Origin of the sequence: Janthinobacterium sp. YR213 (genome assembly GCF_900099875.1) — a bacterium.
Lineage (GTDB): Bacteria > Pseudomonadota > Gammaproteobacteria > Burkholderiales > Burkholderiaceae_D > Janthinobacterium > Janthinobacterium lividum.
Genome location: NZ_FNDA01000001.1, coordinates 107555 through 121381 on the forward strand (window position 1 = coordinate 107555; position 13827 = coordinate 121381).

The following is a 13827-nucleotide window of genomic DNA, read 5'->3' on the forward strand; positions in this document are numbered from 1 at the left end:
TGTCGGATTACGCGCTGGCGCGCTAATCCGACCTACTTGCCTGCCATCATCGCAGCCGTAGCTTGGATTGGCGCAGCGTAATCCAACACTCCCACGCCATACGCTTATGCCGACAAGGCATTGATCAACTTGCGTATCGCCGGGATCAGTTCCCCTGCCGTCAGCCCGATGGGGCCGCTGCCTGCCGCCACCAGCGCATCGGCGGCCGCGCCATGCAGCCAGACGGCGCCCAGCGCCGCTTCCCATTCGGGCCAGCCTTGCGCCAGCAGGCTGCCGCACAGGCCGGACAACACGTCGCCCGTGCCGGCCGTCGCCAGCGCGGGGCCGCCCGTGTTGTTGACGACGACCTGGCCGTCGGGCGCGGCGATCACCGTGCCCGAACCTTTTAGTACCACGATTGCGCCCAGCTGCGTGGCCAGCTGGCGCGCCGCGCCCAGGCGGTCGGCCTGCACTTCGGCCGCCGTCATGTCGAGCAGGCGTGCCGCTTCCAGCGGATGCGGCGTCAATATCGTCGCTCCGGCACCCGTGCGCACGGCCAGCGCCGATTGCAGCTCCGGTTCGGCCGCCATCAGGTTCAGCGCGTCCGCGTCCAGCAGCAGGGGGCTGTCGCTGTCAATGGCGCGCTGCAGCAGTTCCACCGTATCGGCCTTGTCGCTGAGGCCGGGGCCGGCCACCAGGGCCGCGAAGTGCAGGCCCGAGAAATCCACGTCCCTGGCGTGCCGGCACATGAGTTCCGGCTGTCCGCTGTCGAAGGCGGGCGGTGCGTCGGGAAACGCGATATACACTCTTCCCGCGCCCGCATGCAGGGCCGTGCGGGCGGCCAGGATGGGCGCGCCGGCCATGCCTTGCGCGCCGCCGATGACGGCCACGCTGCCGTAGCTGCCCTTGTGGGTATTCTGGCGCCGTGGCTGCAGCTGGCGGGCGAACAGGTGCAGGCCGCCCAGCTGCGCCTTCGCCGCAGGCAGCAGGGCAGGGGCTATGGCCAGCGCCGCCACTTCCACTTCCCCCGCATGGTCGCGGCCATTCGCCGTGTGCAGGCCTGGCTTGTCGCCGATGAAGGTGAGCGTATGCGTGGCGCGGATGGCGACGCCGTCGATGGCGCCCGTGTCCGCGTGCAGGCCGCTGGGCACGTCGAGCGCCAGCACGGGGCAATCGAGATTGTTGACCAGCTGCGCCATGTCGCGGCATTCGCCGTCCAGGGGACGCGACGCGCCGATGCCGAACAGGCCATCGATGACGAGGTGCCAGGGCGCCGCGCCCACTGCCGCAGACGCCATCGAAGTTGCCGCTTCCATGAAGCGGGCGGCGCTGTTGCGCGCGCGGCTCAGCGCCTGTTCGCGCTCGGGCGACGTGGCTTGCGCCTCGGGCGCCAGCCAGACGAGCACCTCGGTGCCGCTGCTGGCCAGGTGCGCGGCCGCTTCCAGCGCGTCGCCGCCGTTGTCGCCGGGGCCGGCCAGCACCAGTACGCGCCGGTGGCCCGCGCCGTCGCCATCTTCCTGGGCGTGCAGCAGCTTCAGGGCGGTACTGGCGGCAGCCTGGCCCGCGCGCTGCATCAGCAACCCTTGCGGCAGGTCTTGCATGGCCGCTTGTTCGATGGCGCGCAGTTCGGCGATGGAGTACAGCGGTGTTGCAGAGTCGATCAGGGGCATGGAGCGTGTTCCGTTAGTCAGCATGTCTTCAACATAAGGCCGAAGCGGTCGAAAGGCAAGGCGCGCACGCCTGAAACGCGTCCCTGTTTGGCGGCTACAATAGCCATCTCACATAAGCACGGGGGCAAGGCGATGGATTGGCAATTCTGGATCGACCGGGGCGGCACCTTTACGGACATCGTGGCGCGCCGTCCTGACGGCAGCCTGGCCACCTTCAAGCTGCTGTCGGAAAACCCGGGCCAGTACCGCGACGCGGCGCTGGCCGGCATGCGCCAGCTGATGGGCCTTGCGCCTGGCGCGCCGCTGCCCGTGGAGCAGGTGGGCGCCATCAAGATGGGCACGACGGTCGCCACCAATGCGCTGCTCGAACGCAAGGGCGAGCCCACCGTGCTGGCCATCACGCGCGGTTTTCGCGACGCCTTGCGCATCGCCTACCAGAACCGCCCGCAGCTGTTCGCCCGCCAGATCATCCTGCCCGAACTGCTGTACCGCGACGTGATCGAGATCGATGAAAGGGTGGGCGCCCATGGCGACGTCGTGACGTCGCTCGACGAGGCGGCCGCGCAGGCCGCGCTGGACCAGGCCTATGCGCGCGGCGTGCGCGCCATTGCGATCGTGCTGATGCACGGCTACCGTTACCACGCGCACGAGGCGCGGGTGGCGCAGCTGGCGCGCGAGGCCGGTTTTACGCAGGTGTCCGTGTCGCACGAGGTCAGCCCCATGATGAAACTGGTGGCGCGCGGCGACACCACGGTGGTCGATGCCTATCTGTCGCCCATCCTGCGCCGCTACGTCGACCAGCTGGCGATGGAGCTGCCCGGCGTGCACCTGCAATTCATGCAGTCGAACGGCGGCTTGACGGATGCGCGCGCCTTCCAGGGCAAGGACAGCATTCTGTCCGGTCCCGCGGGCGGCATCGTCGGCATGGTGCGCGCCAGCGCGCTGGCCGGTTTCGATAGAGTCATCGGCTTCGACATGGGCGGCACGTCCACCGACGTGTCGCATTACGCGGGCGAGTTCGAACGCGTGTTCGAGACGCAGATCGCCGGCGTGCGCATGCGCGCACCCATGATGAGCATCCACACGGTGGCCGCGGGTGGCGGCTCCATCCTGCATTTCGACGGCGCCCGCTACAAGGTGGGGCCGGACAGTGCGGGTGCCAACCCGGGGCCCGCCAGCTACCGGCGCGGCGGCCCGCTGGCCGTCACCGACTGCAACGTCATGCTGGGCAAGCTGCAGCCCGCATTCTTCCCCCGCGTTTTCGGCCCCGACGCGAATGAAGCGCTGGATGTGGCCACGGTGCGGTCCCAGTTCGAGGCGCTGGCGCGCACGGTGAGCTCCACCCCGGAGCAGGTGGCCGAAGGCTATATCGCCATCGCAGTCGGGAACATGGCCAACGCCATCAAGCAGATTTCCGTGCAGCGCGGCCACGACGTCACCGAGTACACCTTGACCAGCTTTGGCGGCGCGGGCGGCCAGCACGCCTGCCTGGTGGCCGATGCGCTGGGCATGCGCACGGTGTTCATCCACAGCCTGGCGGGCGTGATGTCGGCCTACGGCATGGGCTTGGCCGACCAGAGCGCCATGCGCGAACAGGCCATCGAGGCGGTATTGGGCGTGGATCTCGCTGGCGATTTCGCGCAACTGGGCGAACTGGCGCGGGGCGACTTGCTGCGCCAGGGCGTGGCAGGGGAGCGCATCGCGCTGGTGTCGCGCGTGCACCTGCGCTATGAAGGCACGGATTCGGCCCTCGTCGTGCTGTTCGATACGGTCGCCAGCATGCAGGCGCAGTTCGAAGCGGCCTACAAAAAACGCTTTTCCTTTCTGATGCCGGCGCGCGCGCTGATCGTCGAGGCGATCTCCGTGGAAGCCATCGGTGCATCCGATGCGCCGCAGCCGGCCGCGCCGGTCCATGCGGCGCGCGCGGGCGCGCTGGCGCCCGCGCAGACGGTGGACATGTACTGCGCCGGGGCGTGGCGCGACAGCGGCCTGTATGCGGCGGACAGCCTGCGCCCCGGCGATGCCATCGATGGCCCGGCCATCGTCAGCGACGCCAACGCCACCACCGTCATCGAACCGGGCTGGCGCGCCGACGTCACGGCGCATGGCCATTTGATTTTGCGCAGGGTCGCCGCCTTGCCCGAGCGGCACGCCATCGGGACGCACGCCGATCCCGTGATGCTGGAAATCTTCAACAACCTGTTCATGTCGATTGCCGAGCAGATGGGGCTGCGCCTGCAAAATACGGCCCATTCCGTCAACATCAAGGAGCGGCTCGATTTCAGCTGCGCCATCTTCGATGCGCAAGGCCACTTGATCGCCAATGCGCCGCACATGCCCGTGCATCTGGGGTCCATGGGTGAGAGCATCCGCACCGTCATGACGCGCAATGCGGGAACCATGCGGCCGGGCGACGTCTTCATGCTGAACGACCCGTACCACGGCGGCACGCATCTGCCCGACGTGACGGTGATTTCGCCCGTCTTCGATGAAAAGGGAGAATCCATCCTGTTCTACGTGGGCTCGCGCGGCCACCATGCCGATATCGGCGGCACCACGCCCGGCTCGATGCCGCCCGACTCCACGCGCATCGAGGAAGAGGGCGTATTGATCGACAATTTCAAGCTGGTCGACGGCGCCACGGGTTTGTTGCGCGAGGCGGAAACACTGTCCCTGCTGGCGGGCGCCAGCTGGCCGGCCCGCAATCCCCGGCAAAACCTGGCCGACCTGCGCGCCCAGGTGGCGGCCAATCAGAAGGGGGCCGAGGAACTGCACAAGATGGTCGCGCATTTCGGCCACGCCGTCGTGCAAGCCTACATGGGCCACGTGCAGGACAATGCCGAGGAAGCCGTGCGCAGGGTCATCACGACCCTGAAGGATGGCAGCTACGCGCTGGACCTCGATAACGGCGCGCGCATCCAGGTGGCGATCAAGGTCGACGTGGCGCGGCGCAGCGCCGTCATCGACTTTACGGGGACCTCAAGCCAGCTGCCGAACAATTTCAATGCGCCGTCCGCCGTCTGCATGGCGGCCGTGCTGTATGTGTTCCGCACCCTGGTCGACGACGAGATTCCCTTGAACGCGGGCTGCCTGAAACCTTTGACCGTGATCATCCCGCCCGGCTCCATGCTCAACCCGCAGTATCCGGCCTCCGTCGTCTCGGGCAACGTGGAAACCTCGACCTGCATCACGAACGCCCTGTATGGCGCGCTGGGGGCGATGGCGGCCTCGCAGGGGACGATGAACAATTTCACGTTCGGCAGCGCCAAATACCAGTATTACGAGACGATATCGGGCGGCTCGGGCGCCGGCCCCGGCTTCGACGGCACGGACGTGGTGCAGACGAACATGACCAATTCGCGCCTGACGGACCCGGAAATCCTCGAGTGGCGCTTCCCCGTGCGCCTGGACAGCTACAGCATCCGCGCCGGGTCGGGCGGGGCGGGGCGCTGGCACGGCGGCAATGGCGGCGTGCGCCGGGTGCGCTTCCTGGAGCCGATGACGGCGGCGATCCTGTCGAACAACCGCATCCATCCGCCTTTCGGCATGGACGGCGGAGAGGCGGGCGCGCTGGGACGCAATTACGTGGAGCGGGCGGACGGCACGGTGGAGCACCTGGCGCATATCGGCAAGACCGGCATGCTGGCGGGCGACGTGTTCGTCATCGAGACGCCGGGCGGCGGCGGTTACGGCAAGACGGAATAGGCCATGTCAGCACTGGCACCGCTGAGCTGCGCGCGCACCTGGCCCACGTCGCGCATGGGCGCGCGGCCGAACTGACGGCTGTATTCGCGGCTGAACTGCGATTCGCTGGCGTAGCCGACGCGGTAGCCGGCCGTGCCCGCGTCGATCTGCTCGACCAGCATCAAGCGCCTCGCTTCCTGCAGGCGCAGCAGCTTCTGGTACTGCATCGGCGTCATGGCCGTGATCGCCTTGAAGTGGTGGTGCAGCGACGACATGCTCATGTTAGCCATGCCGGCCAGGTGCTCGATGCGCAGCGGTTCGCAATAATTGTGCTTGATCCAGTCGATGGCTTGCCCCACCTGGTGCGACTGGCTGCTGGCCAGCGCCATGTGGCGCAGGCGCGCGCCGACAGGGCCGTTGAGCAGGCGGTAGGTCAGCTCGCGGCGGATCAAGGGCGCCAGCGTGGCGATTTCTCCCGGCTTGTCGAGCAGGCGTACGAGGCGCAGCATGGCGTCGAGCAGTTCAGCCGACACGTCGCTGACGGAAATGCCGCGCGTGGCAGGCAGGATTTTTTGCTGCGCCGCGTTTTCGCTGCTGCTTTCGCTGTCGAGCAGCGCGGCCACGTCGGCGATGTCGATCCCCAGCACCACGCACAGGTGCGGCTTGTCCACGCTCGCCTCCACCACGCGCACCTGCACCGGCAGGTCGACGGAGGTCAGCAGATACTGCATGCGGCTGTAGTGGAAGGTTTCGCTGCCCAGGGTGACGTCCTTCGCCCCTTGCGCAATGATGGCCACGCTGGGGCGCGCCGCATGGAACAGCGATTCCGTGACGGACGACTGGCGGTGGAAGGTGAGGTTGCCGATGGCCGTCGTGTAGTCGCCCGTGCGCGGCGCATGGCGGCTGATCAGGGCGGCGATTTCATCTTGCGGCGGGAGTGGTGTGGACAGGGTGGACATGTGGGCCAGTATGCGTTAGGTAGGAAAGGGCAGGGGCTGATCTTACGCAGATTTGGAGGATCGTGCAAAGGTCTTGCAGGATCGCGATAACGGCGGCCGGGCATCTCGGGCACACTTGTGCAATCGCATGCACGGCACGCGTCCCCCCTCGTCACACACATATAGATACAGGAGTTTTCATGACCACCATCGCCAAAGGCTACGCCGCACTGGGCCCGACTTCCGCACTGCAACCGTTCACGTTCGAGCGCCGCGCCCCGCGCGAAGACGACGTGGCCATCTCGATCAAATATTGTGGCGTGTGCCATTCCGACATCCACCAGGCGCGCGACGAATGGGGCGGCGCCGCCTTCCCGATGGTGCCCGGCCATGAAATCGCCGGCGTCGTCACGGCCGTTGGCGCCAACGTCAGCAAGTTCAAGGTGGGCGACCACGTGGGCGTGGGCTGCTTCGTCGATTCCTGCACCACTTGCAAGACGCGCAATGTGGACCTGGAGCAGTATATGCCCGGCCTGATCCAGACCTACAACGGCCTGGAAGCGGACGGCAAGACGGCCACGCAGGGCGGCTACTCGGACAGCATCGTCGTCAAGGAAGGCTATGTGCTGTCGATTCCCGACAACCTGCCGCTGGACGCGGCCGCACCGCTGCTGTGCGCCGGCATCACCCTGTATTCGCCGCTGAACCACTGGAAGGCCGGCCCTGGCAAGCAGGTCGCCATCCTCGGCATGGGTGGCCTGGGCCACATGGGCGTCAAGATCGCCCACGCCATGGGCGCCGAAGTGACGGTGCTGAGCCAGACCCTGTCGAAGCGCGAAGACGGCCTGCGCCTGGGCGCCAATCATTACTACGCCACCAACGATGCGGAAACGTTCAGCAAACTGGCCGGCACGTTTGACCTCATCATCTGCACGGTGGGCGCGTCCATCGACTGGAACCAGTACATCAACCTGCTGAAGGTCGATGGCAGCATGGTCATCGTCGGCATCCCGGACGGCGCCGTGCCGCCGATCAGCGCCTTCGGCCTGGTGGGCGCGCGCCGCAGCCTGTCCGGCTCCATGATCGGTTCGATCAAGGAAACCCAGGAAATGCTGGATTTCTGCGGCAAGCACAATATTGTGTCGGACATCGAGATCATCCGCATCCAGGATATCAATGAGGCGTTCGAGCGCGTCGTCAAAAGCGATGTCAGATATCGTTTTGTGATTGACATGGCGTCGCTGTAATACCCGGCGCGCCTGTGTTTGTTGGATTACGCGCTTTGCGCTAATCCAACCTACGCATATCCAGCGTTCCGGTAGGTCGGATTAGCTCACAGAGCGTAATCCGACATCCCACCAAATCACCCCCATTCCCGCCAAAAATCAAGCTCCCTTGTCAATTTTTCTTTCCTTGCGTCAAAAATCGGCATAAAATGAAACCGTACAGTACAGTTTCACTACGTAGATTTAAAAAATCAGCCATCCCCGGCGCGTTGGCCTGGGCAGGGGAGGCGTCATGGATAAAAAATGGACACTTCAGCAAATAAGGGAGCGCCGGCGATCCCGGCGGTCTTCAGGGGCAAGCGGCTTGCCCTGACGGTTTTTGGCATTTTTCTCGGGTTTTCGGGTCTGGCCCTGGCGGCCGGTGGCATCGAATTGATTACCCTCGGCGGTTCCTGGTATTACCTGCCGGCCGGTCTGGGCCTGCTCCTCGCCGGCGTGCTGTATTTGCGCCGCAAGCCGCTGGCCAGCAGCATCGTCGCCGTGCTGGTTGTCGCCACCCTGGTCTGGGCCGTATGGGAAATCGGCTTCGCCTTCTGGCCCATGGTGCCGCGCCTGGCGCCGTTCCTCGTCATCGGCCTGGTGGCCGCCTTGCTGCATCCGTGGCTGGCTGGCCGCAAGCACAATGGGCAGTCGCGCGGCTTCGCGGCCCTGTTTGCCGTCGTGCTGGTAGCCGGTTTCGCTGCCATGTTCAAGCCGCACGGCGTGCTGGAAGCCACCGCGCAGCCGCAGCAGGATGCCGTGAAGGCCATCAATGACGGCAGCGCCAACTGGGCGCATTATGGCTATGGACCGCAGGGCACGCGCTTCGCGCCGTACACGCAGATCGACAAGGCTAACGTCGATCAGTTGCAGGTGGCTTGGACCTACCGCTCGGGCGAACTGGCCGAAGGCGCGTCCGAATCGCAGAATACACCGCTGCAGATCGGAGACACCATCTATACGTGCACGCCGACCAGCAAGGTCATCGCGCTGGATGCGGACACGGGCAAGGAACGCTGGACCTTCGATCCGAAGCCAGCCAACACGAAGACGTGGAACCGCTGCCGCGGCGTCGGCTACTACGAGCCGGCGAAAGTGACAAAGCCGTTCCGTTTTGACGGCATGCAGGCGGCCAGCGCGCCGGTGGCGGGCGCGTGCGCCAGGCGCATCGTGCAAGTGACCATGGATGCGCGCCTGATCGAGATCGACGCGCAGACGGGCAAGCAGTGCGAGGGCTTCGGCGACAAGGGCTCCGTCGACCTCACCGTCGGCCTGGGCAAGGTCAAGATGAACGTGCCGTACTACGCCTACACGTCCGCGCCCACGGTGGCGCGCAACCTGATCATCCTTGGCGGCTGGGTCTTCGACGGCCGTTCCACGGATGAACCCTCGGGCGTCGTGCGCGCCTACAGCGCCGACACGGGGGAACTGGTGTGGGCCTGGGACCTGGGCAATCCGGCCATCACCAAACTGCCGCCGGAAGGGCAGACCTACACGCGCAGTACGCCCAACATGTGGTCGACGCCCGCGTTCGACGATGCACTGGGCCTGGTCTATCTGCCGACGGGGAACGAGCAGCCCGACTTCTGGGGCGGCAAGCGCCCGCCGCTGACGGAAAAATACGCGTCGGCCATCGTCGCCCTCGACATGGCCACGGGCCGCGAGCGCTGGACGTATCAAACCGTCCACCACGATATCTGGGATTACGACGTGGCCGCGCAGCCGGCCCTGTACGACGTCCCGGACGGCAAGGGCGGCAAGATTCCCGCGCTGGTTCAGCTGACCAAGCGCGGCCAGATATTCATGCTGGACCGCCGCACGGGCCAGCCGATCGCCGAAGTCATCGAAAAAGCCGTGCCGCAGGAGCACGCGGCCGGCGACTGGGTATCCAAAACGCAGCCATACTCCACCGGCATGCCGGCCCTGGGTGCGGAAACGCTGACGGAGCGCGACATGTGGGGCGCCACCTTCTTCGACCAGCTGGCGTGCCGCATCAGCTTCCGCAAGCTCAATTACCAGGGCGAGTTCACGGCGCCAAGCACGAAAGAAACCCTGATCTACCCGGGCTACTACGGCGGCTTCAACTGGGGTGGCGCGGCCGTCGATGAAAGCAATGGCTATATGTTCGTCAACGATATCCGCATGCCGCAAGTGGTCAGGCTGGTGCCGCGCGAAACGGTGGACGTGGCCAAGCTGACCTCGGGCCACGGCGTGGGCAGCACCTATCCGATGGATGGCACGCCCTTCGTCATCGACCACAAGGCCTTCAATTCGCCGCTGGGCATTCCCTGCCAAAGTCCGCCGTGGGGCGTGTTTGCCGCCATCGATCTGAAGACGCGCACGAAAGTGTGGGAGCGTCCCGCCGGCACGGTGCAGGATGCCGTCATCAACGGCGTGCGCGCCCGGTTGCCTGTCCCGCTGGGCATGCCGACCCTGGGCGGCGGCATGAGCACGGCGTCCGGCCTGGTGTTTTATGCGGGTACGCAGGATTATTATTTGCGCGCCATGGATATCGCCACCGGCCGCGAAGTGTGGAAGGCGCGCATGCCGGTCGGCTCGCAAGGCACGCCGATGACGTATGTGTCGCCCAGGTCGGGCCGCCAGTATGTCGTGGTGGTCGCGGGCGGCGCCCGCCAGAGCCCGGACCGGGGGGATTACGTGATAGCATACGCGCTTCCCAAGACACAGTAAGAGTTTGCTTCATGCCCCAGTTGCGCACCGTTCCAGCTTCCCCGACTACCCGAAGCGAGGAGCGGCGGCGCAAGCTGCTGGTGGCGGCAGCGCACCTCTTCCTCGCATCAGGCTATGACGGCGTCAGCATGGACGCCATCGTGGCCGAGGCGGGCGGCTCGAAGGCCACCGCCTACCGCTACTTCGGCAGCAAGCAGGAGCTGCTGGTGGCGGTGGTGGAATACCTGTGCGCCGACTTCATCATCGACTTGCGCCGTCTCGATACCTCGCAAGCGGGCCTGGAACAGGGCTTGCAGCTGATCCTCGATGAACTGGTGGCCGTCGTCACCAGTCCCCGCCACGTGGATTTCTACCGCCTCGTCGTCACGGGCGCGGCCGCCGTGCCGGCCGTGGGCCTCACCTGGTACGAACACGGCCCGCAAGTGTGGCACGCGCTGATCCTGCGCCTGCTGGAGCAACAGCGCACCCGGGGCCGCATCGCGCCCGATACCTCGTTTTCCAATTTGCCGCAAATCCTGTTCGATGCCGTCTTCTCGCACCTCACAACGCGTACCGTCATGCTGGGACAGGGCGGCGATGCGGCCACGTTCCGGCCCTTGATCGCGGAGCTGATCGAGCTGGTGGTGGCGCGGGTGGAGCGTAGCCCGGATTAGGCCCGGAAGGGTTGCAATCCGGCGGGCGTGATCTCGCGAATCGCATGCACGGATACGCTGCCGGTTGCGATGGCCTCCGCCGGCGCGCGCAAGCCGCGAGGAGTTCTAATATGCCGGCAACTCGCGCCATACATGCAGGCCGTCTGCAGCGCCGCTGTACCATTCCGCCAGACTATCCCGAGCCATCCGGTCTTCATCTTGCATTGTTTGCAACTGGGACATTTTGTCTCAATGTATGGAAATTGTTTTAAAGTAGTATGCATCAGAGCGTGCAGCAACACCAACCATGAACAGACGCTGCTGAAGCAGTGTTTTGAGGTAGCGCTCCTCACGATAGATAGTGTCAAGTAATAGACTGGAAATACGCAAAATGATGGATTGGACCCCTATAGTCTTCGTTACGTTCAAGGCTCTCGTGCTCGGCACGGGCATGTTCTTCGCCATCAAGTGGCATTACGATCAAGGGAAGAAGGATAAGGATAAGGCGAAGCAGAATCGCGCGGTGCTGCGCGCGAGCGGCAAGGTGGTCGCAGGCTTCGTGCTGTTGCTCATGGGCCTGGGACTCGTCACCTTCGTCATTGTGCGGATGGTCGGTCTGGACATGACCCTCCCATGATAGCCAAGAATAATCGGCCGATATCCAGTGATGCGGCAGCCATTCCTCAGGCCGTCTTCTGCGGGAGCTGTTCGGCAAGCCCGATGAGGATGCCTTCAGGGCCACGGATGTAGCAGAGCCGATACATGTTTTCGTACTGGACGACTTCGCCGGCCAGCTTCGCGCCGCGTTTGACGAGCCGGACGAGCGTATCGTCGATATCCTCGACGGTAAACATGACACGCAGGTAACCGAGAGCGTTCACTGGGGCGTTGCGGTGATCGGCGGCCACGGGCGGCGCGAGGAAGCGCGATAACTCGAGACGGCTGTGGCCGTCCGGCGTGCGCATCATGGCAATCTCTACGCGCATGCCGTGCAGTCCGGTGACGCCATCTGCCCAGTCTCCTTCAACCGGGGCGCGCCCTTCGAGAACGAGGCCCAGTTCGGTGAAGAACTCGATGGCGGCATCGATGTCTTCTACCACGATGCCGACATTGTCCATACGCTTGACTGTCATGTTGCCTCCTGGGTGCCTAACGTCAACTGGACGTCAAATTGACGCCTTACGCATGCAGCATGAGGTCTCGTCGCCTGGAGAAATCGTCGGCCCCTGGCTCTCGCCGCAGATTCTCTTGGTTACAGGGTTGCGACAGCATCAAGTGGCAATACCGTACTTATGCTGGGTCGCTGCATACTGCTGCTTCAGCGACTCCAGTTTCGGATGCTTGGGATCGATCTTGCTGATCACCTGCATCTGGTGCTGCGCCTGTTCGGCCAGCGGGGCTTCCCAGCCCAGCATGTTGAGCTGGCGCAGGATGGCGTCGACGGAAGCGAACAGCACTGGCAAGTTGCCCGGCGTCTTGCGCAGGGCCTGGCGCAGCACGAAGACGGCGCCCTTGAGCTCTCCGCTTTCCGATTTGCTGGCCGCATCCTGCATCAATTCCTGCACCTGGTTGCTGATCTGCTGGCCCATGCCTTGCGCCAGGTCGTGGCGGCCCGCCTTTTCAAAGACATCGACGGCTGCTTCCATCGTCACGTCGCTGTCGGCTTCGTTGACGAGTTTCATCATGACGTCGGACGCCGCCTGTTCCAGATTGTTTTTCAGGCAGCTTTGCACGAGGCCCACCTTCAGCTGCGTCGACAGGCCCCGCGCCGTGTCCAGGGCGGCGGCGGCCAGCTGCAGTTCGCTGGCGGCGGCGATCTCGTTGCCCGACAGTTCATGCAGCATGGCCGCCGAGATGGCGCGGCACGCTTCCACGTTGGCGCCGCCACGCAGCGAGCGTTCCATGTCGCGCAGCACGCCGCTCGCCTGCGGCGCATCGCCTTTCTTGACCAGCGTCTTGACCAGGTTGACATGGTCTTCCGGGTCGCGGAATTCGGAGTACTTCGCTTTCGTCACCACCTGTTTATATGCCCGTTCGGCCGCGCCGATGTCTCCCGTGTCATAGGCGATGCCGCCCAGGTGGCGCAAGCGGCGCACCATGTGCGGCGAAATGGCCACCGCGTCCTCGAGGATTTTCTTCGCCTGCAGCTGCTGGCCCATGGCTTCATGGTTTTGCGCCAGCAAGTCGTAGGCGGCCATGAAGCGGGGATAGACTTCCACCAGTTCCAGCAGCGCATCCTGCGCCTCTTCGTGGCGCTGCTGCTCGAACAGGGTACGCGCCAGTCCCAGATGGGCCCAGGCCATGGGCCGCGTGGCCAGCATGTCGCCGTACAGCTGTTCCGCTTCCTTCCATTCATCGAGCTCGATGTGCAGTTCGGCGCGCAGGCGGGCGAAATCGGCCGCCAGGCGCGGGTGCTGCAGCTCGGCCGCGCGGCAGCTTTTCACGGCTTCGCGCAGGTCGCCCTTGTCGATCAGCTGATACGTGGGCAGGAACATGGCGCGCCGTTCGATGGCGCGCGCGATGCGCCCGCTCAGCACGTCGACGGTGAACGGTTTCAATATGTAGTCGGACGGGGTCAGCTCGGCCGCGCTGATCACCTTGCTGTGGATGGCTTCCGAGGTCAGCATGATGAAGATCGTCCACAGCCCGATCAGCTTGTGGTGGCGCAAGTCTTCCAGCAATTGCTGGCCATCCTGGCCGTCCGTGCCGCTACCAAGATCGTATTCGCACAGGATGATGTCGAACGGTTTCTTCGTCAGCAAGCGGATGGCCGTGCCGGAATTGACGGCATATTCCACCTTGGTGATGGCCGCCTGGTTCAGCATATTGTGCAGATTGCCCCGCATGCTGGGGTTCGGGTCGACGATCAGGACAGATAAGTCGCTAGTTTCTGGCATGGTTCAGCTCTCGTTCATCTGTTCGGTCATTTGCGGGAACTCTTCTTATATGTATCTGTCTGGCAGTATTA

Annotated in this window: 9 protein-coding genes; 5 read left to right on the plus strand and 4 right to left on the minus strand. The window is 64.8% G+C overall.

What is annotated here, in order from left to right; genetic code table 11:
* Nucleotides 1-104: 104 nt before the first annotated feature.
* A complete protein-coding gene (locus tag BLT98_RS00470; protein ID WP_092604788.1) occupies nucleotides 105-1649 on the minus strand; it encodes an NAD(P)H-hydrate dehydratase in 1545 nt (514 codons plus the stop codon).
* A gap of 132 nt (nucleotides 1650-1781) precedes the next feature.
* On the opposite strand from BLT98_RS00470, the gene BLT98_RS00475 reads away from it, so the two are divergent.
* Nucleotides 1782-5354, plus strand: coding sequence for a hydantoinase B/oxoprolinase family protein (locus BLT98_RS00475; RefSeq protein WP_092604789.1), 3573 nt, complete (start codon nucleotides 1782-1784; stop codon nucleotides 5352-5354).
* On the opposite strand, the gene BLT98_RS00480 is transcribed toward BLT98_RS00475, so the two are convergent.
* Nucleotides 5336-6292 (minus strand): AraC family transcriptional regulator, encoded by a 957-nt coding sequence (locus BLT98_RS00480; RefSeq protein WP_139178923.1) that lies wholly within the window; start codon nucleotides 6290-6292, stop codon nucleotides 5336-5338. The two genes, BLT98_RS00475 and BLT98_RS00480, sit on opposite strands and share 19 nt — an antisense overlap.
* A 179-nt stretch (nucleotides 6293-6471) precedes the next feature.
* On the opposite strand from BLT98_RS00480, the gene BLT98_RS00485 reads away from it, so the two are divergent.
* The 4 genes from BLT98_RS00485 (at nucleotide 6472) to BLT98_RS00500 (ending at nucleotide 11496) form a co-directional block, all read left to right on the plus strand.
* On the plus strand, nucleotides 6472-7518 hold the full coding sequence (locus BLT98_RS00485) for an NAD(P)-dependent alcohol dehydrogenase (RefSeq protein ID WP_034787320.1): 1047 nt from the start codon (nucleotides 6472-6474) through the stop codon (nucleotides 7516-7518).
* A gap of 282 nt (nucleotides 7519-7800) precedes the next feature.
* Nucleotides 7801-10227: a membrane-bound PQQ-dependent dehydrogenase, glucose/quinate/shikimate family gene (locus BLT98_RS00490; RefSeq protein WP_092604790.1), complete on the plus strand. Its 2427-nt coding sequence runs from the start codon at nucleotides 7801-7803 to the stop codon at nucleotides 10225-10227.
* A gap of 11 nt (nucleotides 10228-10238) precedes the next feature.
* Complete coding sequence (locus BLT98_RS00495; RefSeq protein ID WP_080753695.1) at nucleotides 10239-10880, plus strand: TetR/AcrR family transcriptional regulator; 642 nt, start codon at nucleotides 10239-10241, stop codon at nucleotides 10878-10880.
* A 370-nt stretch (nucleotides 10881-11250) separates the two neighbouring features.
* The gene (locus BLT98_RS00500; protein ID WP_034787325.1) at nucleotides 11251-11496 is read left to right on the plus strand and encodes a hypothetical protein; all 246 of its coding nucleotides are present in this window, start codon (nucleotides 11251-11253) and stop codon (nucleotides 11494-11496) included.
* Between the two features lie 46 nt (nucleotides 11497-11542).
* Here BLT98_RS00500 and BLT98_RS00505 read toward each other — a convergent pair whose 3' ends face one another.
* Together BLT98_RS00505 and BLT98_RS00510 are read right to left on the minus strand one after the other, a co-directional pair.
* Entirely contained in the window at nucleotides 11543-11992 is a 450-nt protein-coding gene (locus BLT98_RS00505; RefSeq protein ID WP_092604791.1) for a VOC family protein, read from the minus strand.
* A gap of 138 nt (nucleotides 11993-12130) precedes the next feature.
* Nucleotides 12131-13756: a tetratricopeptide repeat-containing response regulator gene (locus BLT98_RS00510; protein WP_092604792.1), complete on the minus strand. Its 1626-nt coding sequence runs from the start codon at nucleotides 13754-13756 to the stop codon at nucleotides 12131-12133.
* Nucleotides 13757-13827: the final 71 nt, after the last annotated feature.